This is a genomic window from Citrobacter sedlakii NBRC 105722, from assembly GCF_000759835.1.
GTDB classification, from domain to species: domain Bacteria; phylum Pseudomonadota; class Gammaproteobacteria; order Enterobacterales; family Enterobacteriaceae; genus Citrobacter_A; species Citrobacter_A sedlakii.
On record NZ_BBNB01000009.1, the window covers coordinates 114153 to 140602 of the forward strand.

Annotated in this window: 14 protein-coding genes, 1 tRNA gene and 1 pseudogene; 13 read left to right on the forward strand and 3 right to left on the reverse strand. The window is 50.9% G+C overall.

Annotated elements, in window-relative coordinates:
* The first annotated feature begins 2 nt into the window (after positions 1-2).
* Entirely contained in the window at positions 3-620 is a 618-nt protein-coding gene (gene ureG / locus CSE01S_RS13420) for an urease accessory protein UreG (protein WP_042289346.1), read from the forward strand.
* 35 nt (positions 621-655) lie between these two features.
* Here ureG and CSE01S_RS13425 read toward each other — a convergent pair whose 3' ends face one another.
* Positions 656-2707, reverse strand: coding sequence for a S8 family serine peptidase (locus CSE01S_RS13425; RefSeq protein WP_042289349.1), 2052 nt, complete (start codon positions 2705-2707; stop codon positions 656-658).
* Positions 2708-3010: 303 nt separating this feature from the next.
* Between CSE01S_RS13425 and CSE01S_RS13430 the strand changes: the two genes are divergently transcribed.
* On the forward strand, positions 3011-3679 hold the full coding sequence (locus CSE01S_RS13430; RefSeq protein ID WP_042289351.1) for a LuxR C-terminal-related transcriptional regulator: 669 nt from the start codon (positions 3011-3013) through the stop codon (positions 3677-3679).
* Positions 3680-3700: 21 nt separating this feature from the next.
* Here CSE01S_RS13430 and tsaD read toward each other — a convergent pair whose 3' ends face one another.
* Entirely contained in the window at positions 3701-4714 is a 1014-nt protein-coding gene (tsaD, locus tag CSE01S_RS13435) for a tRNA (adenosine(37)-N6)-threonylcarbamoyltransferase complex transferase subunit TsaD (protein ID WP_042289353.1), read from the reverse strand.
* 227 nt (positions 4715-4941) lie between these two features.
* Here tsaD and rpsU point away from each other — a divergent pair, with 227 nt between their 5' ends.
* The 3 genes from rpsU (at position 4942) to rpoD (ending at position 9244) form a co-directional block, all read left to right on the forward strand.
* Positions 4942-5157 (forward strand): 30S ribosomal protein S21, encoded by a 216-nt coding sequence (gene rpsU / locus CSE01S_RS13440; protein ID WP_001144069.1) that lies wholly within the window; start codon positions 4942-4944, stop codon positions 5155-5157.
* A 235-nt stretch (positions 5158-5392) separates the two neighbouring features.
* Positions 5393-7138, forward strand: a complete 1746-nt coding sequence (gene dnaG, locus CSE01S_RS13445) for a DNA primase (RefSeq protein WP_042289356.1) — start codon at positions 5393-5395, stop codon at positions 7136-7138.
* 258 nt (positions 7139-7396) lie between these two features.
* On the forward strand, positions 7397-9244 hold the full coding sequence (gene rpoD / locus CSE01S_RS13450) for an RNA polymerase sigma factor RpoD (RefSeq protein WP_042289358.1): 1848 nt from the start codon (positions 7397-7399) through the stop codon (positions 9242-9244).
* Positions 9245-9332: 88 nt separating this feature from the next.
* On the opposite strand, the gene mug is transcribed toward rpoD, so the two are convergent.
* On the reverse strand, positions 9333-9839 hold the full coding sequence (gene mug / locus CSE01S_RS13455) for a G/U mismatch-specific DNA glycosylase (protein WP_042289361.1): 507 nt from the start codon (positions 9837-9839) through the stop codon (positions 9333-9335).
* 125 nt (positions 9840-9964) lie between these two features.
* Between mug and CSE01S_RS13460 the strand changes: the two genes are divergently transcribed.
* The 8 genes and pseudogenes from CSE01S_RS13460 (at position 9965) to CSE01S_RS13495 (ending at position 26361) form a co-directional block, all read left to right on the forward strand.
* A tRNA-Ile gene (locus CSE01S_RS13460) sits at positions 9965-10040 on the forward strand.
* A 603-nt stretch (positions 10041-10643) separates the two neighbouring features.
* The gene (locus tag CSE01S_RS13465; protein ID WP_084589018.1) at positions 10644-12386 is read left to right on the forward strand and encodes a ShlB/FhaC/HecB family hemolysin secretion/activation protein; all 1743 of its coding nucleotides are present in this window, start codon (positions 10644-10646) and stop codon (positions 12384-12386) included.
* A gap of 12 nt (positions 12387-12398) precedes the next feature.
* Positions 12399-21827 (forward strand): contact-dependent inhibition toxin CdiA, encoded by a 9429-nt coding sequence (gene cdiA, locus CSE01S_RS13470; protein ID WP_052406297.1) that lies wholly within the window; start codon positions 12399-12401, stop codon positions 21825-21827.
* An 11-nt stretch (positions 21828-21838) separates the two neighbouring features.
* Positions 21839-22213, forward strand: a complete 375-nt coding sequence (gene cdiI / locus CSE01S_RS13475) for a ribonuclease toxin immunity protein CdiI (protein ID WP_042289363.1) — start codon at positions 21839-21841, stop codon at positions 22211-22213.
* 8 nt (positions 22214-22221) lie between these two features.
* Positions 22222-22569: pseudogene (locus CSE01S_RS23530) on the forward strand (DUF6862 domain-containing protein); the annotation flags it as partial.
* 117 nt (positions 22570-22686) lie between these two features.
* The gene (locus CSE01S_RS13480; protein ID WP_042289366.1) at positions 22687-23001 is read left to right on the forward strand and encodes a hypothetical protein; all 315 of its coding nucleotides are present in this window, start codon (positions 22687-22689) and stop codon (positions 22999-23001) included.
* A gap of 1067 nt (positions 23002-24068) precedes the next feature.
* Complete coding sequence (locus CSE01S_RS13490) at positions 24069-25100, forward strand: DpnII family type II restriction endonuclease (protein WP_042289372.1); 1032 nt, start codon at positions 24069-24071, stop codon at positions 25098-25100.
* Positions 25093-26361, forward strand: coding sequence for a DNA cytosine methyltransferase (locus tag CSE01S_RS13495; protein WP_042289374.1), 1269 nt, complete (start codon positions 25093-25095; stop codon positions 26359-26361). The genes CSE01S_RS13490 and CSE01S_RS13495 overlap by 8 nt, the downstream gene beginning before the upstream one ends.
* Positions 26362-26450: the final 89 nt, after the last annotated feature.

Genomic DNA, 26450 nt, shown 5'->3' on the forward strand with positions numbered 1-26450 from the left:
CAATGAGTGAGTACAAACATCCCCTGCGCGTCGGCGTGGGCGGCCCGGTAGGATCGGGCAAAACCGCCCTGCTGGAAGCGTTATGCAAAGCCATGCGCGACACCTGGCAACTGGCGGTGGTCACGAACGACATTTACACCAAAGAGGATCAGCGCATCCTGACAGAAGCGGGCGCGCTTGAGCCGGAACGCATCGTCGGCGTCGAAACCGGCGGCTGTCCACACACCGCCATCCGTGAAGACGCCTCAATGAATCTGGCGGCAGTGGATGCATTAAGCGCGAAATTCGGTAATCTGGATCTGATCTTCGTCGAAAGCGGCGGTGACAACCTGAGCGCCACGTTCAGTCCGGAGCTGGCGGATCTGACGATCTACGTGATCGATGTAGCTGAAGGAGAGAAGATCCCACGCAAAGGCGGCCCGGGGATCACTAAATCTGACTTTCTGGTGATCAACAAAACCGATCTGGCCCCTTACGTCGGGGCGTCGCTGGAGGTGATGGCGCGCGACACCAACCGCATGCGCGGCGCGCGTCCGTGGACCTTTACTAACCTGAAGACGGGCGACGGTTTGGAGACGATTATTGCGTTTCTGAAAGAGAAAGGGATGCTGCGAATCTGACTAAAAGGGCCTGGCGATAAGCCAGGCCTTCATGGTTATTTGCAGCTGTTATTGGATGTGCCCTGTTCACGCCATGCGCCCCACTGGCCGCCCGTTCCCGGTGTTTCCTGTCCCGGGTTGACATACCACTGGTTGAACCAAATTTTACCGTTGTAAGATACTTTGGTGCATTTGGTCGGATAGGCTATTTTGCCGTTATAGGCTGGCGCCGTATTGGTCGCCGGCACGTCATCATTTGCCGGCGCGTCGTCATTCGCCGGCGTATCGTCTTTTGTCGGCGTGTCTTCCTTCGCTGGCGTCGCAGGTTTACTTACCATGATGGTCATGCTGTCCTGCGCGGTACGGCCATCCGCCCCTGTTGTTGTCAGCGTAAAGGTAGCCTGCCCTTCCGTATTGGCAGGAATCACCGCATAGGCATGAGCATTGTCGATGCTGTTCACCTGCACGCCGTTCAGTTTTTCCTCCAGGAAGAAGGTGCCCACACCTTTTGTTACGCTCCAGTTATACGATGTCGCGTTCAGGCTCTTGCTGCCGTCCAGAGGATAGGTGCTTACGCCAGTGGTTGGGGAAACCATAGTGTAGTCTGCTCCTGCGGCAGCGGTAGGAGCAGGAATAGCAGGAATATCGCTGCCATTCTTCAACGCCAGGATCCGGGCGACAGCACGCGCCATATCGGGTTGCGTGCCGACCTTCGCCGAGTCGCCATTCGCAATTGGCGTGCCGGTCTCAGCCAGGATTTGACGCATCTGGCGCGGTGTTACGGTGATCCCGTTCGCTTTGGCAATACCTGACAGGCTGGCCACCACGCCTGCCACAATAGGCGTTGCTGAAGATGTCCCGCCAAAACTTCCGGTATAATTTGCATTGGTTCTGTTATAGAGATTGCCATAGCCCGTCGTTGTGACATCACTACAGCCTCTTGATGAACTGGTGACACGCGACCCATAGGTGCTAAAGTTCGCTTTTTTACCGTCTTTTGAACAGAATGCCCCGGCGATAATCGCGCCTGAATCACGCACTTGCGTATCCCAACGACCATTAAAGGCGGGAGAGTCCAGATTAATATTGCCATTCCCTGCGGAAGTAATCACAAACACGCCTTTATCCGTGAGCGCCTTGATGACGTTGAAATAACTGTCCAGATATTCAATGGGAATATAACAGGCTGATTTACAGGTCCCGGTAATTTCTCCGCCATACGTCTGCATATTTAACGAGACAACATCACCCGCTTTTAATAACGGAATAACATTAAAGAGATTCGACGCAGGCCAGGCCGCATAGCCCACTTTGCTTTTATAACTTAGACCACGAACACCAGAACCAATATCGCGCGCAGCTAAAATACCAACAGAAGCCGTATTATGTTCCCGCTCATTGCAGGTATCTTTATTTGGTCCCTGAACGAATGAAGCAGGTGGTAAATTCACATGATTTGCATTCCAGCCGCAGTTCTCAGAAGAAACAATAGTGATATCCTCACCCTCGTTCCCTATATACTGATTAACGCTGTCGCGGTTCACCCCGCCAATATAATAACCAGAACGCTTGTCATCCGGGGCTTTTAAATAATCCTGCTGCTGTCGATAATCGGGCACAGACACGGCCGACAGGCCGCTGTTCACTGTCGATTTTAATAGGGTTGAAGACTGACCCGCTTCTTGCTTTTCTGCCTGAAAACCTACGGGCATAGCTTCAGGATAAACAGTCTCAACATCCTGATTTTGTTGAATAGTGTTGATCACATGTTCGATATAATTTCGATCTTGCTTTTTATTTTCTGGCAGCTCAATACGCAGATAACGATCGAATCCATACCGTGCGTTTAGCTCCGCAATTTCAGCTGCGCGTTCGCGGCTCAGGTTGTCCGCGTGGTACATGCGGGTGGCGACGAGTGCGGGATCGTCAAGTTTTAACGGGGAGGTTTGAGATTTACCCGGTTTTAGCTTAACGACAATAGCGTCATACGAAACGCCTTCCTGAACCTCTTGCGCCTGATGTACGTGCTGTAAGGCGGTGCCGGTTTGAGCGTAAGCCGCACAGGTTACTGCTGCGCAAATTAACATTGATAAAATGCTTTTTTTCATGTTAGCCGATATTCCTTTATGACATGATCTGTGTTGTTCCTTTTTTCAGCCTAAAATAGTCATTACCCAACGGCCAAGTAGAGCTTTCTTTTAAATAATAAGAAAATTCTTTTTCTTTCGCGCCGAGCTAAAAAACAGAGGCGTTACACAAGTCAACTCATAAAAAAGATAAAAACGGTCAAAATAAAAAAATCGCATATCGACATTAATGCAAGCACATTTTTATATGAAAGTGTTCTTTTAATTTTACTCACCAACGTATGGTGCTTATAAAATATTCGCCTTCTTATGCTGGAGAACGTGATGTCAGTAAAAATAGCGATTGCCGATGAGCACCCCCTGATCCGCCGGGGTATACGTGCAATGATTGAAGGGTTAGACAGATCCTGCGCAAGCTCTGGTTCCCATTTCTCGCTGCTGGAAGACGTCGGATCGACCTCTTCCTTGCTTACGTTGCTGGCAGGAGAAACTCCCGACATCCTGCTGTTGGGATATATGCTTAACACCGCACAACACCTTCATCCGCACTGTGATTTGGACGGACTGGCGCTGATTAAAAAATTGCACCAGAAATACCCTGCGTTAAAAGTGGTGCTGATAGCCCCGTTTAAAAGCCCGCAGCTTATCCGGCTGACGCTTGAAGCCGGGGCAAAAGCCTATGTCAGTCACGCCCTCAGTGAGACAGTCCTGCGCGATACGCTTAATTGCGTCATAAAAGATGAGGTCTACATCGAACCGTCGCTAATGAAAGGCTTCCTTCAAAGCGAGGAGTCGCTCTCCGCCAGAGAAATAGACGTGTTGCGTTTTCTGTGCAAAGGGGGAAATCTGACGGATGTCTCTCGTCAGATGCACCTGAGTATTAAAACCGTAAGCGCGCATAAAATACGGGCAATGGAGAAATTGCGGGTGAAAAATGACAGTCAGCTCTATTGCCTGCTGGCCAGATCCCGGATATTAGATATTATGACCTGACATCCGGGATGACACGCCGCCTCAGGCGGCAGGCAACTCCGCCAGCGGCCAGCGCGGACGCACGCTGACGCCCAGGTCGGCCAGCGCGCCCGCTTTAAAACGCACCATACCGGCATAGGCGATCATCGCGCCATTGTCAGTGCAAAATTCCGGGCGGGCGTAAAAGACTTCGCCACGGCGTTTTTGCATCATCTCTGCCAGCTTCGCGCGCAGGGTGCGGTTAGCGCTGACGCCCCCCGCCATCACCAGACGTTTGAAACCGGTTTGATCCAGCGCGCGTTTGCATTTGATCATCAGCGTATCGACGACCGCGTCTTCAAATGCGCGGGCGATATCGGCGCGGGTCTGATCGTCATCGCCATTGCTGCGAATGGTGTTAGCAGCAAAGGTTTTCAGGCCGGAAAAGCTGAAGTCCAGCCCAGGGCGATCGGTCATCGGGCGTGGGAAGACAAAACGCCCGGCGGTACCCTGTGCGGCCATTTTCGACAGCATCGGACCACCAGGATAGTCCAGCCCCAGCAGCTTCGCGGTTTTATCAAACGCTTCGCCAGCGGCATCGTCAATCGACTCGCCCAGCAGGGTATACTGACCGACGCCGGTCACGCTGATAAGCTGCGTATGGCCGCCGGAAACCAGCAGCGCCACAAACGGAAATTCTGGCGGGTTATCTTCCAGCATCGGCGCCAGCAGATGCCCTTCCATATGGTGTACAGGAATGGCCGGCACGTTCCAGGCGAATGCCAACGAACGTCCAACCGTTGCGCCCACCAGCAGCGCGCCAACCAGACCCGGACCGGCGGTATACGCCACCGCGTCAATCTCTTTGGCGTTCAATCCGGCTTCTTTCAGCGCCGCCTGGATCAACGGTACCGTTTTGCGGACGTGATCGCGTGAAGCCAGCTCAGGCACCACGCCGCCGTAGTCAGCGTGTAATTTCACCTGACTATACAATTGGTTGGCTAACAGACCTTTTTCGTCGTCGTAAATGGCGATGCCGGTTTCATCGCAGGATGTTTCAATTCCCAGTACACGCATGACTTGTTTTACCTCACTCTGATACCGCGCAGTTTAGGTCGAATGCGGGTCGATGTATACCCTGCGACCTGACTTCGTGTATACTCTGGCCCCTTACAAAAGTCCCTTTCAAAAAAGGCCGCGGTGCTTTACAAAGCAGCAGCAATTGCAGTAAAATTCCGCACCATTTTGAAATAAGCTGGCGTTGATGCCAGCGGCAAACCGATTTAATCAAAGGTGAGAGGCACATGCCGGTAATTAAAGTACGTGAAAACGAGCCGTTCGACGTAGCTCTGCGTCGCTTCAAGCGTTCCTGCGAAAAAGCAGGTGTTCTGGCGGAAGTTCGTCGTCGTGAGTTCTATGAAAAACCGACTACCGAACGTAAGCGCGCTAAAGCTTCTGCAGTGAAACGTCACGCGAAGAAACTGGCTCGCGAAAACGCACGCCGTACTCGTCTGTACTAATCTGTTGAGGGCCAGGGCTCTCAATTCAGACAGAGTTGTAGTTGTAAGGCCGTGCTTCCGAAAGGAATGCGCGGCTTGTTTTCGTTTATGAATCAGCAATTACACAACATCATTCACCCTGTATCAAAGCGGCAAGTGAGTGAATCCCCGGAGCTTAGAGAAGTCAGTAACTGGGGGTGAACGAGCGCAGCCAACGCAGAGACAGTTTGAAGGATGAAGTTTACTAACGGGGCTTATGGCTGGACGAATCCCACGCGTATTTATTAATGACCTGCTGGCGCGCACCGACATCGTCGATCTGATCGACGCGCGGGTGAAGCTCAAAAAGCAGGGCAAGAATTATCATGCGTGCTGTCCGTTCCATAACGAAAAAACCCCCTCTTTCACCGTAAACGGTGAAAAACAGTTTTATCACTGCTTTGGATGCGGCGCGCACGGCAACGCGATCGATTTCCTGATGAACTACGACAAGCTCGAGTTCGTGGAAACCGTCGAAGAGCTGGCGGCAATGCACAATCTTGAGGTTCCATTTGAAGCAGGCACTGGCCCCAGTCAGATAGAGCGCCATCAACGGCAAAGCCTTTATCAATTGATGGACGGTCTGAACACGTTTTATCAGCAATCTCTGATGCAACCCGCCGCTACCCCTGCGCGCCAGTATCTGGAAAAGCGAGGACTCAGTAGCGAAGTGATCGCGCGTTTTGCTATTGGTTTTGCGCCCCCCGGCTGGGACAACGTCCTGAAACGGTTTGGCGGCAATAGCGAAAATCGCCAGTCACTGGTCGACGCGGGCATGTTGGTCACCAACGATCAGGGACGCAGCTATGACCGCTTCCGCGAACGGGTGATGTTCCCCATTCGCGACAAGCGTGGCCGGGTGATTGGCTTTGGTGGTCGGGTGCTGGGCGATGCCCTGCCGAAGTACCTCAACTCCCCGGAAACCGATATTTTTCATAAAGGCCGTCAGTTGTATGGTCTGTATGAAGCGCAGCAGGATAACGCCGATCCACAGCGACTGCTGGTTGTGGAAGGTTATATGGATGTGGTGGCGCTGGCGCAATACGGCATTAACTACGCCGTGGCGTCGTTGGGCACCTCGACCACCGCCGATCACATTCAGCTCCTGTTTCGCGCGACCAACACGGTGATTTGCTGTTATGACGGCGACCGGGCAGGACGAGACGCCGCCTGGCGCGCGCTGGAAACCGCGCTGCCGTATATGACCGATGGTCGTCAGCTACGCTTTATGTTCCTGCCTGACGGCGAAGACCCGGATACGCTGGTGCGTAAAGAGGGTAAAGAAGCGTTTGAAACCCGGATGGAGCAGGCGTTACCGCTCTCCGCGTTTTTGTTTAACAGCCTGCTGCCGCAGGTCGATTTGAGCACCCCGGACGGACGCGCGCAGCTCAGTACGCTGGCATTACCGTTAATCACTCAGGTGCCGGGCGAAACGCTGCGCATTTACCTGCGCCAGGAGTTGGGCAACAAGCTGGGCATCCTTGACGACAGCCAGCTTGAACGATTAATGCCAAAATTGTCTGAAAATGGCCCTTCCCGGCCCGCTCCACAGCTAAAACGCACGACCATGCGTATACTGATAGGACTGCTGGTGCAAAATCCGGAACTGGCGCCACTGGTCCCACCGTTGAACGGTCTGGATCATAATAAGCTGCCCGGACTTGGCTTATTTGCAGAACTGGTCAACACTTGTTTGTCCCAACCAGGTCTGACCACCGGGCAACTTTTAGAACACTATCGTGGCACAAATGATGCGGCCACCCTTGAAAAACTGTCGATGTGGGACGATATAGCAGATAAGGACATTGCTGAAAAAACCTTCACCGACTCACTCAACCATATGTTTGATTCGATGCTTGAGCTGCGCCAGGAAGAGTTGATTGCTCGTGAGCGCACACATGGTTTAAGCAGCGAAGAACGCCGGGAGCTCTGGACTCTGAACCAGGAGCTGGCGAAGAGATAACTGAAAGACAACATCATTCGCGTTGTATCAAGGGCAGCATGAAATGCATCCCGGGAGTGTAAAGCTCGGGAACTCAGCGCCCCCAGGGACAATGTAAATGAGGAAGTATTTAACGGCTTAAGTGCCGAATAGCGATCGGGGAGACCCCGACAGCCGCACTGAGAGGCAGCGGCAAAAAAACAAATACGCCCTCGCTTTAAATGTTGGCGGCAACGCTGGCTGACACCAATCAAACGAATTAAGTGTGGATACCGTCTTATGGAGCAAAACCCGCAGTCACAGCTGAAGCTTCTTGTTACCCGTGGTAAGGAGCAAGGCTATCTGACCTATGCCGAGGTCAATGACCATCTGCCGGAAGATATCGTCGATTCAGATCAGATCGAAGATATCATCCAAATGATCAACGACATGGGTATTCAGGTGATGGAAGAAGCACCGGATGCCGATGATCTGCTGCTTGCTGAAAACACGACCAGTACCGATGAAGACGCAGAAGAAGCGGCTGCGCAGGTTCTCTCCAGCGTAGAGTCGGAAATCGGTCGCACCACCGATCCGGTGCGCATGTACATGCGCGAAATGGGCACCGTTGAACTGTTGACCCGCGAAGGCGAAATCGACATCGCAAAACGCATTGAAGACGGGATCAACCAGGTTCAGTGTTCTGTTGCGGAATACCCGGAAGCCATTACCTATCTTCTGGAACAATACGATCGCGTTGAAGCAGAAGAAGCGCGTCTGTCCGATCTGATCACCGGTTTCGTTGATCCAAACGCGGAAGAAGATCTGGCGCCTACCGCCACCCACGTCGGCTCAGAACTGTCTCAGGAAGACATGGACGACGATGAGGATGAAGATGAGGAAGACGGCGACGACGACAGCGCGGATGACGACAACAGCATCGACCCGGAACTGGCGCGCGAGAAATTCGCTGAACTGCGTACGCAGTATGAAGTGACGCGTGACACCATCAAAGCGAAAGGCCGTAGTCATGCGGATGCGCAGACCGAGATCCTCAAGCTTTCTGAAGTGTTCAAGCAGTTCCGTCTGGTACCGAAGCAGTTCGACTACCTCGTGAACAGCATGCGCGTGATGATGGACCGTGTGCGTACTCAGGAACGCCTGATCATGAAGCTCTGCGTTGAGCAGTGTAAAATGCCGAAGAAGAACTTCATCACCCTGTTCACCGGCAACGAGACCAGCGAAACCTGGTTCAACGCGGCTATCGCGATGAACAAACCGTGGTCTGAAAAGCTGCACGACGTGGCCGATGACGTTCACCGCGGCCTGCAAAAACTGCAGCAGATTGAAGAAGAGACCGGCCTGACCATCGAGCAGGTGAAAGACATCAACCGTCGTATGTCCATCGGCGAAGCAAAAGCCCGCCGTGCGAAGAAAGAGATGGTTGAAGCGAACTTACGTCTGGTTATCTCTATCGCCAAGAAATACACCAACCGTGGCCTGCAGTTCCTGGATCTGATTCAGGAAGGCAACATCGGTCTGATGAAAGCGGTAGACAAGTTTGAATACCGTCGTGGTTACAAGTTCTCCACTTATGCGACCTGGTGGATCCGTCAGGCGATCACCCGCTCTATCGCAGACCAGGCGCGCACCATCCGTATCCCGGTGCATATGATTGAGACCATCAACAAGCTCAACCGTATATCCCGCCAGATGCTGCAAGAGATGGGGCGTGAACCGACGCCGGAAGAACTGGCCGAACGTATGCTGATGCCGGAAGACAAGATCCGTAAAGTGCTGAAGATCGCCAAAGAGCCGATCTCCATGGAAACCCCGATCGGTGACGATGAAGATTCGCATCTGGGTGATTTCATTGAGGATACCACCCTCGAGCTGCCGCTGGACTCTGCCACTACCGAGAGCCTGCGTGCCGCCACGCACGACGTTCTGGCTGGCCTGACCGCCCGTGAAGCCAAAGTGCTGCGTATGCGTTTCGGTATCGATATGAACACCGACCACACGCTGGAAGAAGTGGGTAAACAGTTTGACGTTACCCGCGAACGTATCCGTCAGATCGAAGCGAAGGCGCTGCGTAAACTACGCCACCCGAGCCGCTCTGAAGTGTTGCGTAGCTTCCTCGACGATTAATTTCGTCGTCTGTATCACTGACGCCACCTTCGGGTGGCGTTTTTTTTACTGCTCGGTAGATCCTGCATCGGGGCAATACTATCCCGCGCTACAATCCGCGGGTGATCAGCGCCTCGTCCAGCTCCCTGAATGCCTCGACCAGTTTATCCAGCGTAATGCGGCTCAGCCCGCTGGTATTGGGTAACACCCACACCTCGGTGGCGCCAATGGTGATGCCCTGTTTTCCCCATTGGACGCCCCGCTGGCTGAATCCCTGTTCAAACGCCTGCTTACCTAAAATGGCCAGCGCCTGCGGCTGATAATCTTCGATCTTCGCGATCAGATTACGCCCACCGTCATGCAGTTCTTTGCGCGTCACTTCATTCGCCTGAACCGTAGGCCTGTCGACCAGTTTAGTGACGCCGCAGCGAAAGTCTAACAGCCGTTCCGCCTCTTCCGGCTTAAGCTGGCGGTCGGTAAATCCGGCCTGATGAATCACTTTCCAGAAACGATTTGCCGGATGCGCAAACGGAAACCCCGTTCCCGCCGACGAAAGCCCGGGATTGATGCCACAGAACACCACCCGCAGCCCCGGGGCCAAAATATCCTTAACCATATTTTCTCCAGAACAATACAACACGAGAAAAGTATAACGGATTGAAAATACGTTGTTTAATAAAACAGCACCTGTGCGGTTATGGCTGGATTGCAGGAGGGAGTTACTTTATAATTCACCGCCACGGCCCCTTAGCTCAGTGGTTAGAGCAGGCGACTCATAATCGCTTGGTCGCTGGTTCAAGTCCAGCAGGGGCCACCAAATTTTAGCTATAAAATCATTAAGTTAAGCCACTCGAAAGAGTGGCTTTTTTGTTTGTATAAGTCAGCGTCCCCTTTTTGCCCCCCATTGGTGCGCATTCTCTGATGCTTCAGAACATCCCCTGCGACACCGTTTATAAAAACACGATCACGCCGGTGTATACGTCCAAACTACCGCAGACGGAATACGTGGAAAAGCAGCCTTTGGTTACGGGTAATGCGAAAAAGAAAGCGCCCCGTGCCGCAGAAGCTGTGCTGTGATTTCGAAGTACGAATTTCAGTTCTCCGCAAAGCAGTCAGTGCCCCATCAATCTCAACGCCTTGTTCACTGTGTTCTCGCTAATGGATTAAGCGACGCGTGACCGCCAACGAAAATCTGTGCACGTTCTCTAACCATGTTTTTGAAATTTTCTACAAGGGTTAGAGCCTGTTGTGTCAAAGGCATGAGAATGAGTGCGAAGGCCGGACTGACGATTGCTGTCAGCACATCTGACGCCTGTCTGTTAAAGCATTACTTTCTCGCCATTTCAGCGGGATGAAAAAATACATTAGCCTCAGTTATCATATGCACAAAATTAATAATGTTATTTACAAAATCTTACTAATGCCTTATTTTCACGATCAATTTTCATACAATCTTTACTTAAGGACAAGCAATGGGCAGGAAGCCAGTTCGCGGATTTTCCGTCGTGACGCGCCTCTTCTGTATCTCCATTCTGGCGGTAGCGTGCGTGCCACAGCGGCACCGCTCTCTCCGGCTGACCGCGATACTATTCAACAGCAACAACAACAGTTACTTGAGCAGAACCAGCGTCAGCGTGATGAACTGGAGCGCAGCACACCGCTACCCCGCTCGTCTGCGCCTGTCGTGCCGCCGACCACTGAAGGCCCATGTTTCACTATTTCCCGTATTGAGGTGCATGGCGCCACCCTTCTCTCTTCACGCGATGCGAATACCGTTACCGCACCCTGGCTGAATCAGTGCCTGGATATGACCCGCCTGACGCAGGTCACTAACGCCGTCTCCGACTGGTACATCAGCCGCGGATATATCACCAGCCGCGCCTTTTTGACTGAGCAGGATCTCTCTTCCGGCGTGCTGCATCTGACTGTGCTGGAAGGCCGGTTACAGCAAATCCGCCTGGAAGGCGTACCGCAGCGGACGCTCGCCATGACCTTTACCGGGCTGGAAGGAAAAATCCTTAACCTGCGCGACATCGAACAGGGTATGGAGCAATTAAACCGCGTGCGGCAGGTTCCGGTGGAGATTGAAATCCAGCCAGGCGACAAACAGGGCTGGTCAATGGTCAATCTCACCGCCGCCCCGGAATTTCCGCTCAGCGGTTCGGTAAATTTCGACAACAGCGGGCAGAAAAGTACCGGCACCGGGCAGTTCAGCGGCGCCCTGACCGGCAATAACCTGCTCGGGCTGGCGGATAAATGGTTTATCAGCGGCGGACGCAGCAGTGATTTTTCAAAGTCGCATGATGCGCAGAATTTTGCCGCAGGTGTCAGCGTGCCTTACGGCTACGGTCTGCTCGATTACAGCTACAACTGGAGCAATTACCTCAACACCATTGATAACAACGGCTGGCCGTGGCGCTCGACCGGTGACAGCGAAACACACCGGCTTACCGGTTCGTGGGTGGTGTTCCGCAACGGCGATATCAAAACCGGTCTTACCACCGGCATGACGCACCGCATCAGCCGCAATTATCTTGATGACGTGCTGCTGGAGTCCAGCAGCCGCAAGCTCTCCAGCGTGATGCTCGGCATCAATCACACGCAAAAAATGTTCGGCGGTGTGGCGACCTTCAACCCGTCTTTTACCCACGGCGTGCCGTGGCTGGGCGCGGAAGACGATCACGATAAATACGGCGATGTGCCAAAAGCGGAGTTCCGCAAATGGAGCCTCAACGGCAGTTTCCAGCGCCCCGTCGCGGCCGATCTCTGGTGGCTCAGCAGCGTTTACTTTCAGTGGTCACCGGACCGGCTTTACGGTGCCGAACAGCTCACTCTGGGGGGAGAAAGCTCTGTCCGCGGTTTTAAAGAACAGTATCTCTCCGGCAACAATGGCGGTTATCTGCGAAATGAGCTGAATTACTCGCTGTTTACCCTGCCATGGATGGGGCAAATCAGCGTGATGGCAGCGCTGGATGGCGGCTGGCTGAAACAGGACGACCAGGATCCGTACGCCAGCGGCACGCTGTGGGGAGCGGCTGCCGGGCTGACCAGCGCGAACCGCTGGTTTTCGACACAGTTTACCGTGGGAACTCCCGTGAAATACCCGGACTGGCTGGCACCGGATCATCTCATTATTTATTACCGCATGGCGGTGGCGTTTTAAGGGACAAAAACGATGGATAACAATCAGACCCGTTTTTCTCAGCGTGTACTGAGCTGGCTGTTAAGTACCCTGCTGGCAACGCAACCGCTGCTGCCCGCGGTGGCAGCGACCGTCACCCCCACCGGTAACACGACGATGGACAAGGCCGGAAACGGTGTGCCGGTGGTAAATATTGCCACGCCGAACGGGGCCGGGATATCCCATAACAAATACGGTGAGTATAACGTCGGGAAGGAAGGTTTAATCCTTAACAACGCCACCGGTAAGCTGAACCAGACGCAACTGGGTGGGCTCATTCAGAGTAACCCGAACCTGAAAGCCGGGCAGGAAGCCAGGGGCATCATTAACGAAGTCACCGGCGCTAACCGTTCACAGCTTCAGGGGTATACCGAAGTGGCGGGAAAAGCGGCGAACGTGATGGTTGCCAACCCGTACGGTATTACCTGTAACGGCTGCGGATTTATCAATACCCCAAACGTGACGCTGACCACCGGGAAACCGGTACTGGATGCCAGCGGCAACCTGCAGTCATTTGATGTTACTAAAGGCAGCATTACCATTGAAGGTAAGGGGCTCGACGGCAGTCTCAGCGACTCGGTATCCATTCTTACCCGCGCCACGGACATTAACGCTGCCCTGCACGCGAAAAACCTGACGGTGATTACCGGGGCCAACCGCGTAACCGCGGACGGACGTGTCAGCGCGCTGAAAGGCGAAGGTGAAGTGCCGAAAGTTGCTGTTGATACCGGCGCACTGGGCGGGATGTACGCCAACCGTATCCGACTGGTCTCCAGTGATAGTGGGGTCGGGGTGAACCTCGGTAACCTCAACGCCCGCAGCGGCGATATTACGCTGGATGCGAACGGCAGACTGACCGTCAATAACAGCCTTGCCACCGGCGCCATCAGCGCAAAAGGCCAGAACGTCACCTTAACCGGCGACCATAAAGCAGGTGGTAACCTGACTGTCAGCAGCCAGAGCGACATAGCGCTCAGTAACGGAACGCTCAACACTGACAACGACCTCAGTCTGACTGCCAGCGGTAAAATCACTCAACAGAATGAAAAACTGATGGCCGGGCGGGATGCCACGTTGCGGGCAACCACCCTTTCTCAGGACGGCAACAGCCAGACCGATGCCGCCCGGAACATTGCCCTGAATGCCAGCGAAAGTGCGGCAACACAGGGGCGCGTGACCGCCGGGCAGAACCTGAGCGTCACTACCGGCACACTCAGCCACAACGGCGAACTGGTCGCCGGTAATGCCCTGTCGCTGAATGCTGCCAGCCAGACGCTGAACGGTGCGATAAACGCGACTGGTGATATCACGGTGCAGGGACAGAATCTCAACACCACAACCGCCTCGCAGATGCAGGGGCGCAACGTCACCATCAACGCCAAACAGGCCACGCTGGCCGGAACCCAGGCGGCAAAAAGTCAGCTAAACATCACCGCCAGCGAACGCCTGACCCACAGCGGTAAAAGCAGTGCGGCAGCCCTGAACATCACCGCCCCGACACTCGTTAACCAGGGGGTGATGACAGCCGACGCGCTGAACACACAGTCGCAGACGCTGACCAACAGCGGTTTGTTACAGGGTGATTCGCAGCTGCTGCTGAACACACATCAGCTCGACAACCAGCAAACCGGCACGCTGTACAGCGCCGCGAACCTGACGCTGACCGTTCCTGGTATCGTCAACAATGGCCTTATCGTCAGCGATACCGGACTGACCGTGCAGACAACAACTCTCTCCGGCGACGGTCTGTTGCAGGGAACCGGGGCTCTGACGCTGCGTGGTGACACGCTGGCCCAGGGCAGTGCAGGACGCTGGTTAACTGCGGGCGTACTGGATATCACCGCCGGGCAGCTCGCCACTGCCGGTACAGTACAGGGTGATAACGCCACGCTGACCGGCACGGACTGGAACCACAGCGGCAGCCTGCTGGCGACCGGCACACTCGTGACGAACACTGGTTCGCTTGTCAGCACCGGCGATATCATGAGCCAGGGCAGTGCCACACTGACGGCGCAGAAGACAGACAACCGGGGCAGACTGTTGTCAACTGAGAGTCTCAACCTCACGGGAAACACGCTCAGCAACAGCGGCACGATTCAGGGTAAAACGCTGACAGTGCGCCAGGACAGCATCACCAACAGCGGCACGCTCACCGGGATCGCTGCGCTGACGCTTGCCGCCCGTATGGAGATGGCATCACCTCAACTTGCGCTGATGAATAACGGGGGATCACTGCTGACCACCGGTGATTTGACGATCACCGCAGGCGGTATTACCAGTTCAGGACAATGGCAGGGCAAACGGGTTCTGCTCACCGCAGACAGTCTGACAAACAGCGGTGCGATCCAGGCGGCGGACAGACTGACTGCACGTCTGACAGGTAATCTCGCCAGTACCGCGGGCAGCAAAATCACCTCGAACGGTGAGATGGCGCTCATTGCACTGAATTTAAGCAACAGCGGACAATGGATCGCGCAGAACCTGACGCTGTCGGGCGACACGCTGACCAACGCGGGTGACATCACCGGCGTCAGTGGTCTGGCGGTTTCGCTGAACGGCATGCTGACCAACCAGACTGGCGGCAAAATGCTCAGCGCCGGTGCGCTGACACTGCAATCCGCAGGCACCAGTAACGCCGGGCAACTGCAGGGCAAAACCACAACCGTCAATACCGCGTCGCTCGCCAACAGCGGTCGCGTGCAGGGGGAATCGCTCGACCTGAACATCAGCAACGAGCTGAACAACGCCGTGAATGGCGTGTTGCTGAGTCAGAATGCGCTCAGCCTGTCCACCGCGACACTTGATAATAAAGGTATGCTGCAGGGCGGTGGCGCAACCACGCTTAATGCTACCACGCGTGCACAGAACGACGGCAACATCCTCTCCGGCGGTAAACTCACGCTGACCACACCGCAACTGACCACCGGCAGCAACGGTCTGATCCAGGCGCTGACGCTGCTGGTGAATGTCGTGCAGACTGTTAACGGCGGGAAGATGGTGGCGACCGGTAATGCCGAACTGCGTGGAACAAGCCTGACCAACACCGGCACGCTGCAGGGTGCAAACCTGCAGGTGCAGAATAATACACTCACCAATAGCGGCACTGTACTGGGTACCGCCGCACTCACCGTGAAAGGCAATACCGTTAATAACCAGGCTGGTGGCAGACTGTTCAGTTCCGGAAATCTGTTGCTCGACAGCAACACGCTCACCAGCGCTGGCCAGGTAGTGGCGCTCGGCGATACCACCCTGAAACTGGTTAACGTCCTCACCCACAGCGGCACCCTGGCAGCGGGCAATCTGCTCTCCGTGACCTCTCAGGCAGCCATTGCCAATAACGGTGTGATGCAGGGTAATGGCCTGTTGCTCAGCGCAGGCGGAACCTTAACGAACAATGGACAACTGACCACCGGCACGGCTGGCAGCACGTTCAGCGCGCAGAGCATTCTGTTTAACGGGGCCGGAAGCCTCTCGGCGGGCGGTGACGTACAGATGACCTCACGCGGCGATATCACGGTAAATGGTTTTCTCGGTACGGCAGGCAACATGACGATGAACGCCGCCGGAACGCTGTTGAACACCGCACTGATTTATGCCGGTAACAATCTCAACCTTTTTGCTGCCCGGCTTCACAACGTTTATGGCGATATCCTGGCAGGCAACAATCTGGTGATGCAGAAAAATGCGGCGGGTGCGGCGAACACAGAGATTATCAATACATCAGGAAATATCGAGACCCTCAGGGGCGATATGACAATGAAGACGGGTCATCTGCTGAATCAGCGGGATGGTCTGAAAGTTACAGAAACACATATTAATGGCGGACAAACCCTCCCGGGCGTGGGAGACGCCACTCTGTCTGTGGATATCAGTCTGCTGCCAGAGGGCAGTTACGGCATATTAAAGAGAATTCGTGATTACGAAACAGGCCCATGTGGAACACACAGTGCCTGTAACTACTTCCATGTTATGCAGTATTACTATGCAGCTTTTGAGGATACTGCCGATCAACGGTTTATTACCAACCAGACAGGGACGACGGTCACAAGCAGCGGTGGTGCTGCACGTATCGCTTCAGGAAAGAACCTTGTAATCGAAGCTGGAAACCTGAGTAATCTTGCCAGTAATATCCTTGCCAGTAAGGATATTTCACTGACAGGGAATGTACTCAATAATCAGAGCTGGCAGTCAGGTATATCAACGGAGTATTTAGTTTATAGTTATGATCCCGGTTATATCGGTTACGCCACCGATACAACAGATCATCTCCCTGAAAAATACTCAGAAGATGCAGAAACTGGTCGGGAAAATCGGTTACCGGAAAGCACTACGCTGAATTATATCCTGAAGGGTCACGAAACTGAGGTGACGGAAGGTGAGCATTTCCGTTCTGTTATCCAGGCAGGCGGCAATGTTAATGCCACTTTCACCAGTGATATCAGCAATACCAGTGCCACCGCCAGTGCCGGACAGATTAGTAACACTATCACCACCCCGTCACTGACACCGCTGAGTCAACAGACCGTAAGTGATGCGGAAAAAACGCAATCGCTCACAAACGCGGACATTGTCGCAGTCAATTCCCCTGAATGGCGCGATGAAGTCAATGATGCACTGCAAAACCTGAGTGGTGGCAATTCGCTGGATAATTCAGATACCAGCGCTTATCCCCTCCCCTCGGGCAATAACGGCTATTTTGTCACGTCCACCGACCCGGACAGCCCGTATCTTATTACCGTTAACCCGAAACTCGACGGACTCGGTCAGCTTGACCCCAGCCTGTATGGCGATCTTTATGCACTGCTGGGCATACACCCGGGCGATGCTCCACATGAAACGAACCGGGCATTTACTGATCAGAACCAGTTCCTGGGTTCGTCGTACTTCCTTGACCGACTCGGTCTCAGGCCGGACCACGACTATCGTTTCCTTGGCGATGCGGCATTTGATACCCGTTACGTCAGCAACTATGTTCTGAATCAGACTGGCAGCCGCTATATCAACGGTCTCGGCTCTGACCTCGACCAGATGCGATACCTGATGGATAACGCCGCCACCACGCAGAACTCCCTCGGCCTGCAGTTTGGCGTCGCACTGACGGCTGCGCAGATCGCCGCGCTCGATCAGAGCATCCTGTGGTGGGAATCCGCGACTGTCAATGGTCAGACGGTGATGATCCCGAAAGTCTATCTGTCACCGAAAGACGTTGCCGTGCAGAACGGCAGCGTCATCAGCGGTAACAACGTTCAGCTGGCAGGTGGTCGCGTTATCAACGATGGCAGTACCCTCACTGCGCAAAACGCCCTTGCTATCGACAGCAGCAACAGTCTCGACAACCTGAATGCGGGGCTCATAAGTGCGGGCGGCAGCCTGGACCTGAGCGCCATCGGCGATATCAGTAATATCGGCTCAGTCATCAGCGGTCAGACCGTTGCTCTGGAGAGCATCAGCGGCAGCATCAATAACATCACCCGGACTCAGCAGTGGAGTGCGGGCAGTGACAGTCGCTATGGCAGTGTGCATGTCAGCGGTACGGACACCGGTCCGGTGGCGACCATTAAAGGCACTGATTCACTCTCACTGGATGCAGGGAAAAACATTAACATTACCGGGGCAACTGTCTCGTCTGGTGGCATCCTTGGAATGTCTGCGGGTAATGATATCAACATTGCCGCAAACCAGATAAGCGGGAGCAAAAGTCAGTCCGGTTTCTGGCGCACTGAAGACAACAGTTCATCATCCACCACTTCACAGGGCAGCAACATCAGTTCTGGCGGTAACATGGTGATGGTGGCAGACAACGATCTGAATGTTACCGCCTCATCCGTCTCCGCCGGTAACAGCGCCCTGCTCTCTGCGGGTAACGACCTGAACCTGAACGCAGCGAGCAACGGAAAAACCAGCCGCACGGGCGGCAGCGAAAGCCATCAGAGTAGCGCAGACAGAACCACCGTTTCAGCGGGCAACAATGTGACGCTGGTAGCCGGGCGGGACGTTACCAGCCAGGCGGCAGGCATTGCGGCGGAAGGGAATGTTGGTATCCAGGCCGGACGTGACGTCAGTCTTCTGGCAGAAGAGTCCGTGACCGGCAGCAGCTCACACTCGAAAAAGAAAACCGTTATCGACGAATCCGTACGCCAGCAGAGCACAGAAATAGCCAGCGGCGGCAACACCACGATTATCGCCGGACGTGACGTGAACAGCGAAGCCGCACAGGTGACCGCCAGCGGCGATATCGGCGTGGCGGCTGGTCGTGATGTGAACCTGACCACTGCGACGGAAAGCGATTATCACTACAAGGAAGAGACGAAGACCAAAAAAGGATTCCTCAAAAAAACCACTACGCACACTATCGACGAAGAGAGTGCGACGTACGAGAAAGGATCGTCACTCAGCGGAAATAACGTCTCTGTCACTGCCGGAAATGATGTGACGGTGAAGGGATCCTCGATCATTGGTGATGGTGATGTTGCCCTGAAAGCGGGTCATGATGTCAACGTCGTGGCCGCGACCGACGAGCAGTCTTCGTATCATCTGAAAGAGAAGAAAAAGAGCGGCCTGATGGGGAGTGGTGGTATTGGCTTTACCATCGGAACAAACTCCACCCGCCACCAGGTTAACGAAGATGGCACCACGCAAAGTCAGAGTGTCAGTACCGTCGGCTCCACGGGCGGCAATGTCAGCATTATTGCGGACAGCAAAGCGCATATCAGTGGCGCAGATGTTATCGCGGACAAAAACCTGAACGTGATTGCTGGGGAAATTGTCGTTGACCCGGGTAATGATCTGGTTCGCCGAAAAGAAACGTATGAACAGAAGCAAAGCGGCCTGACGCTGTCGGTTTCGTCTGCCATTACTGATGCGGCAATGGCGGCGAATAACGCTATCAAGCGTGGCAGCGAAGTCAGCGACAATCGTCTGAAGACACTTTATGGCGTAAAAGCCGCGCAGGATATGTGGGTGGCCGGTTCTGGTGCGGCTTCTGTGGCGGGTGGTGCTGCCGGCGGAGACATGAATGCCGTTCGCGTGGAACTGAATATCGGCTCCAGCAAAAGCACGTCCACTTCTGAACTGAAACAGAATGAAGTCCGCGGCAGTACCCTGACAGCGGGGGGCGACGTGAATATGGTCGCTACCGGACAAAAAGGAACCAGCGGTGATTTACACATTGTTGGCAGTGGCGTCACGGGAAATAACGTTACGTTAGTGGCACAGAACGATCTGTTGCTTGATGCCGCCTCCAACACTAGCGAGCAAAAAAGCTCAAACAACAGCAGCGGTTGGGCAGCGGGTGTCCATGTTTCTGTCGGGAACGAAACCGGTATTGGTGTTCAGGCAAGTGGCTACCAGTCTAAAGGTGGCGATAACGGCAAAACGACCGAGTACGTAAATACCCGCGTTAACGCCCGCAATGAACTGAGCATGAGCAGCGGACGCGACACAGTCATTGCCGGTGCGCAGGCGCTGGGCGATAAAATATCGGCAGATGTGGGCCGTGACCTGCTGGTGAGCAGCCTCCAGGATACCGATGATTACACCAGTTGGCAGAAGGATGTCAGCGGCGGAGCCAGCTTTACATTCGGTTCTATGAGCGGTTCAGCCTCACTCAGCATCAGTAACAGTAAAACCAAAAGTGAGTATGCGAGCGTCGGCGAGCAGAGCGGCCTGTTTGCAGGGGATAAAGGTTTTGATATCACCGTTGGCAAACACACGCAGCTGGATGGTGCCGTTATCGCCAGCACGGCGACGGCAGATAAAAACTCGCTGGATACGGGCACGCTCGGCTGGCGTGATATCAACAACAGCGCCGAATACAGCTCAGACACAAAAGGCATCATCGGCGGGTATGCAGGCGACAGGAACGGAAGCGGCGGTGGCGCAATCCCTATTATCGGCATCGGGGTGCATGATGATGCGTCCGGCACGACCCATTCGGCGATTGCAGACGGCACGATTACCATTCGCGACAAGGAAAATCAGCAGCAGGATGTGGCAGATCTGAGTCGCGATACGGATAAAGCCAATGGTCATATTGACAAGATCTTCGACAAAGAAAAAATCCAGGAGCAGCAGGAGCTGGCGGGCCTGTTCGGTCAGATGGCTAACCAGGCAGCAGGCGATCTCGGGGCTCAAATGGGCTGGGGTGAGTACAGCGCAGAGAAAGCTGCTATTCACGGGATTATCGGTGCGCTTCAGGCGAGTCTAGGCGGCGGTAATGCTCTTGCGGGTGGCGTGGCAGGTCTCAGCAGCGAAGCCTTCGGCAAAATGGTGCAGGACTATCTGGGTAGCCACACCTCACTCGGCGAACGTGAGAAAGGGGCGATTGTTCAGTGGGCTGCTGCGGTAAGCGGCGCTGCTATAGGTGGAGTCATTGCCGGAACGAACGGAGCACAGTCGGGTGCGGCGACTTCAGTGGATTCAGTGCGATGGAACTATCTCAATCATAAAGAGGCCGAGCGTAAGAAGCAGGTTGAAAATCAACTTGAAAGCGGGGATTTAACTGCAGACGAGCGTCAGACGCTGACGCAGGAACTGGCTGATATTAACGCCATGGATAAAGCCCGAGATCAGCAAATTTTGGATGTGTGTACTCAGGGCAATAAGAGCAGCGCAGGCTGTGGACAACTGGTTGTACAAGCACAGAAAGCACTGGAAGGATATGGCGACAGCGCGGCGGGCTACAGATTGTCATACAAGGACATTTTCCCGCAGGACTACAGCAATGCCGCTGCGATCATGGAAGGCCTTGATTCTGGGAGCATCACACGCGATGCGGCAATTAAGGGTATCGTTGATAGTACAGGTAAGAAGTGGGACGAAGTTGCTAAGGCCTATGATGATGCAATGCAGACGCATGCAATTGTAAGCATCATTGCAGGGATGAAAGGGGTTGATACTGTTGTCCCAAAAACAACTGTGGTTGAAACTGCTTCCGGCCAAAAAGTCACTATAAAAACAACAGGTAATGTCTCTGAGGTGACTTATCCTGATGGGATTAGTTTCAAAATAAACCAGCCAGCTCACCTCTCAACACTAGATGGGTATTCGCAGAAAAAAGGTATCACTGGCGCGCACAATGCAGAACAATTCTATGCAGCGGCAAAAGAATATAATGTAAAAATTGTTAGTGAAAAGCCTACTGAGACCAAGGGGATAACTCAAGTGACTTATCAGATACCGTCCTATGATAGGGCCGGTAATGTGACGGGATATAAAGCAGCAGAATTACCTAAAACTATTTATGATCCTAAGATTTTTACCGACAGCAAAATGCTGGAGTTAGGACAGCAAGCGGCCGCCAAAGGATATGAGGCAGCGATGAAGCAAGGGCTGCAAGCATATGACGCTCAAGCAGGCGGTGTTAATTTCAGAGTATATATTGATAAAACTACAGGTATGGTCAATAATTTCCATCCTCAGTGAAAGGAAAAAAAATGGACAAGGAATTATTCGGACAACCATATGACAACAGTGATCCGCACTGGATTATTAAGTCTTACTTTGATCGAATGTACGGAAGTGGATTATTTATTAAGGCGATTGGGTACATGGCCGAAAAAAATAGTTTCCATGTAGATGGTGCATACTGTAGCTTTCCTGACATGGGCAGTTGTTATGATGAAGAACATTTCGAAGGAGTGGAGTTTGCATATGGATACCCTCCAGAAGATAACGATACAATCGTTGTTAGCGAAAGTATTTGCTATAAATACCTTGCAATTGCGTGCAACAAGTATTTGAAATTACATCCAGAAGATAATTTAAAAGTCAATGCTATTTTAAAAAAATCACTGATGCATGATGGTTAATTGGCGATTCAAAGCAGACGCTTAAAAATAGTAAAGATCCGGCAGAGCGTGAAAAGGCGCAGCAGAAGTATGATGCATTACTTGGAAAAGATATTACCAGTGACAAGAAAGTTATTGATGCCTGTGGTAATGGCAATGCGGGAAGTTCAGCGTGTGCAGGAGCAAGACTGAAAGTCATTGCGTCAAAAGAAGGGTATGAAGATGGCCCTTATAACTCGAAATATAGCCAACATTACACTGATGCGTATGGTCAGATAGTCAATATCCTCGATATCACTAGTGTTGATGCACAGAATCAGCAGCAGGTGAAAGACGCCATGATTAACTATTTCATGGTCACCAAAGGGGTGGACCGTCCATATCAGTACATTACCAGTACAATGTTAATACTGGTAATGTACTGATATGGAAATTGTTACACCACAAAGGAATCCGTTACAACCAGGTCATTCACTGACCGATGGATGTAAAAAATGAAAATAAGAGACACTCGAGACCCATTGGGCAGGATCGTTGATATCTTTAGCATTTATTGGTTTGGTAATGAAACTTATTTTTTAGGTTTCCTGAAAGGATATGGTGGGTTGATGGCATATAGAGCGACTCAAGTATCAATGATCGCTCCTGAAATAGATTTTCAGGCAATATATTTCAAAAACGGCATTTATCACTGGGCTCTAATTAAAGAAAACTTGCTTGATGATATCATCGAACGTGATGAAATTGCCTACAAGCGATTCTTGGAAATATTGAAATACGAAGGGCATGTTGATGAAGATTTTTATTAACTGATTCTATTAGATAAAAATAATAAAAAAGGAGATCCCAACAGTTAATCTCTTAACCGTCTATGTCTCCTGACTCCCAGCCTGCGCTATACCAGGCTTTTGAGGACGCAAGATATAACGCAGGCTATTTACCCGGAGGGGCTTCACCGGGGCGGAGCAGTGTGCTCTTCGAGTTATCGTTGACAGCCAATCATAGAACAGAAAGAGCTATCTGGATGTATCGGCATCACTAATGACCAGCTCCACTTCCAGTTCTTACAGGTTGCACCATAACTCTCTATAAACTGATTTCTGCTCAATACTTTTCCCATATTTATTTTCCCTCCACATATCAATGTATCTAACAATAAAAGCGCTGACAATAATAACAATCAACAAGGATTACTGGATTTTTTCCATGGCATTATGGATCACTTTCTCAGACCTTCATCAACCTAGATGGAGGACTACTCTCTGAGTTAGGTCAAAATGAAATCCTCCGACGTCATACTTTTGCTTCTAAAAGGTACTTACAATAAATTACATGAGAAAGGCAAGTCCTTCAGAGCCCTGATTCAACAGCATCTTGTTAACTGGTATTCTGCCAAACTTGAAGGTTGTAATGCCAAAAGCTTAGAGAAGCTCGGTCAGGGAAAAGCTTGTTATCGTTAATAAGGCGAGCTATCTTTCGAAGCCATCAGGTTTGCTTTGAGTAGTCCTTCGACCTGCGACAACTGACTCACGGATATTAGCCAAAATCATTGTCAATTCGATTTCTCGGCGAGCTTACTCTTAGTCCTTGTTGTTCTTTCTTGTTGACTCCAAATCCCTACAATAAACTGGAAACTGGCTCTGCATGAGCTGTGTCGTACTGCCAACAAGAGTTGATCGTAACATTACTGTTCAACGTATGGCTACTCATGTTTTTTAATTAATAATTATTGACACCTACTGCATTACACATTAAATACATATCGAATAACCATCCAAGAAAAAAATTTAATTAACTACAAAATAATCACAAATAAATTTTGGTGTAATTTCCATCGCACAATGATAGAATAGCTGAAAAATATGAGGGTTTATAGATGTATCAAAGAAACATAGAGCAATTAAAAGCACATGCTGTGAACTGGTGGCCTCAAGAAATTGTAGATGGACAGTCTACAACAAGTATAATTCCTCAGTTGATAGCAAGCCAAGATGATTTTATATCAATATTATCACTTTATAAAGATCATAATCCTTCAACATTATTCACACTTATTGAAACAAGTGGCATGCCTGCGAATCTTTTCCTAAAGCACTTATGCGTTATTCTTGACTACGGCGGTGAACCAATTCAGCGTTTAGGTAGAGAGTTTGATACCATATTTGACATAGATTCATCATCAAATAAATATTTGATGCACATTTTCCTTGATACGCAAGAGATAGTGTATCCCTTTGAAACATTGCCTGTAAAATCGCTAAATAACGCAAAACTAAAATTAGATGGCGATAACCTTCAAAACCCATATAAATTAAATCCTCTATACAAAGACATGATAATGATTTTGATGTATGGTGCATTTTGTTCATCATCTGCTCATGCAAACCTTAGTGCATGCGATATGGCTGCAAGAGTAGGAATGAAAGATATATTAGACGAATACATCAAACAACGTTATATATACGTAAGTAAAATTACTGGAGGAGCAAAAGCTAATACCAATGGACAACTATTACAGAAATATGTGAGGAAATTTATTTCAGATAATCTAGGCGAAGATTATTCTGTAGTGAGTAATGGCAAAATACTTCTCCACACAGATAGTGGGGATATAAATAGCTCTTTTGATATAGTAATAAGAAAGGGCAGTAAAATCATCGGTATTGAAATAAGCTTTCAAGTTACTACTAACAGTACCATTGAACGTAAGGCAGTAAGCGCTCATAATAGAATGGTTGATATGCATAACAATGGATACCACATCGCCTATATTATTGATGGGGCAGGAAATTTTCAACGGAGATCTGCGGTATCGATGATTTGTGAGTATAGTGATTGTACTGTTGCATTTTCAAATGAAGAACTGTCGTTATTATGCAATTGGGCTAGAGAGGCTTTAAGTGATTAAATTTATTGATCTTTTCTCCGGGACAGGTGGAATTCGATTAGGTTTTGAACAAGCGATGGATCAGCTATCTATAGAGCATGAATGCGTATATAGCTGTGAAATTGACAAAAAGGCTTGCCTTTCTTATCAACTAAATTTTGGTGAAAACCCTTATGGTGACATAACTAAAGTTGAAGCCAGTACATTACCTAATTTCGATTTTCTTTTAGCTGGTTTTCCTTGCCAGGCTTTCTCTCATGCAGGGCAAAGAAAGGGCTTTGAAGACACTAGGGGTACGTTATTTTTTGATGTCGCAAGAATACTCAAAGAAAAAAAACCCACATTTTTTTTATTAGAAAATGTTAGAGGTTTACTCAGCCATGATAAAGGTAATACTTACAAGGTCATTGAAAACACCTTAAAAGAATTAGGATATGGCGTTGACTTCTTGCTACTTAACAGTAGTTCTTTCTCTGTACCACAAAATAGAGTGCGAATTTATATTTTTGGTGTGCTTAACTCAGAACCTAAGATGACACTTAGAACTGATGTTGGTGCTGCTGATTCACATGATTTTAAAAATAAAATCAACGAATTTAACAATGTAAAATTCATTAAAGATATATTAGATCCTTTTGTTGATGAAAAATATATTTGCAGTTCAGGTTTTCAACAAATGATCAAGAATGCAATCCCTAACCTCAACGAAATCCATGGATATCGTCTTATTGACTATCGAGGAGGTAAATCTCTTCATTCATGGGAGCTTGGGATAAAAGGTATATGCTCCCCTAAGGAGATTGAATTCATGAATATGTTAATCTCTAATAGACGTAAAAAAACATTTGGCACACATAAAGATGGGAAAAGTTTATCAAAAGAGCAGATCATGACTTTTTATCCATATAGTGATTTTGATGAGATTTCAGACGCATTGATTACTAAAGGTTACCTTTCAAAAAAAGATGGGTTATATAATCCCGTATGTGGAAATATGTCCTTTGAAGTTTTCAAATTCCTTGATCCTGAAAGCATTAGTATCACATTAACAGCTTCAGATAGTAATCGGCTGGGTGTGTATTATAACAATATATTAAGAAAAATAACGCCAAGAGAATGTGCTAGAATACAAGGCTATCCTGAGTCATACGTTTTACTTGAGGATGATAATGCAGTTTACAAACAAATGGGGAATGGTGTTTCAGTTCCTGTAATTAAAGCGGTCGCATTAGATTTCATACAAAATAATGTCATTACCTCTTTGGTTAAAAAAGCCGTATAACTTTAAACAGCTTCACTCAAACTAGTTAAAAATCACATATACATAATAAAGAGGTAAACCTATATGCCTCTTTATTATTTAAAAGAACT

Excerpts from the sequence above, each read along its gene's own strand:
- CSE01S_RS13480 (WP_042289366.1), top strand. The coding sequence starts at position 22,687 with ATGAAAATAAGAGACACTCGAGACCCATTGGGCAGGATCGTTGATATC.
- CSE01S_RS13425 (WP_042289349.1), bottom strand. The coding sequence starts at position 2,707 with ATGAAAAAAAGCATTTTATCAATGTTAATTTGCGCAGCAGTAACCTGT.
- mug (WP_042289361.1), bottom strand. The coding sequence starts at position 9,839 with ATGGTTAAGGATATTTTGGCCCCGGGGCTGCGGGTGGTGTTCTGTGGC.
- CSE01S_RS13490 (WP_042289372.1), top strand. The coding sequence starts at position 24,069 with ATGTATCAAAGAAACATAGAGCAATTAAAAGCACATGCTGTGAACTGG.
- ureG (WP_042289346.1), top strand. The coding sequence starts at position 3 with ATGAGTGAGTACAAACATCCCCTGCGCGTCGGCGTGGGCGGCCCGGTA.
- cdiA (WP_052406297.1), top strand. The coding sequence starts at position 12,399 with ATGGATAACAATCAGACCCGTTTTTCTCAGCGTGTACTGAGCTGGCTG.
- dnaG (WP_042289356.1), top strand. The coding sequence starts at position 5,393 with ATGGCTGGACGAATCCCACGCGTATTTATTAATGACCTGCTGGCGCGC.
- CSE01S_RS13465 (WP_084589018.1), top strand. The coding sequence starts at position 10,644 with ATGCCTTATTTTCACGATCAATTTTCATACAATCTTTACTTAAGGACA.
- rpoD (WP_042289358.1), top strand. The coding sequence starts at position 7,397 with ATGGAGCAAAACCCGCAGTCACAGCTGAAGCTTCTTGTTACCCGTGGT.
- tsaD (WP_042289353.1), bottom strand. The coding sequence starts at position 4,714 with ATGCGTGTACTGGGAATTGAAACATCCTGCGATGAAACCGGCATCGCC.
- CSE01S_RS13430 (WP_042289351.1), top strand. The coding sequence starts at position 3,011 with ATGTCAGTAAAAATAGCGATTGCCGATGAGCACCCCCTGATCCGCCGG.
- cdiI (WP_042289363.1), top strand. The coding sequence starts at position 21,839 with ATGGACAAGGAATTATTCGGACAACCATATGACAACAGTGATCCGCAC.
- rpsU (WP_001144069.1), top strand. The coding sequence starts at position 4,942 with ATGCCGGTAATTAAAGTACGTGAAAACGAGCCGTTCGACGTAGCTCTG.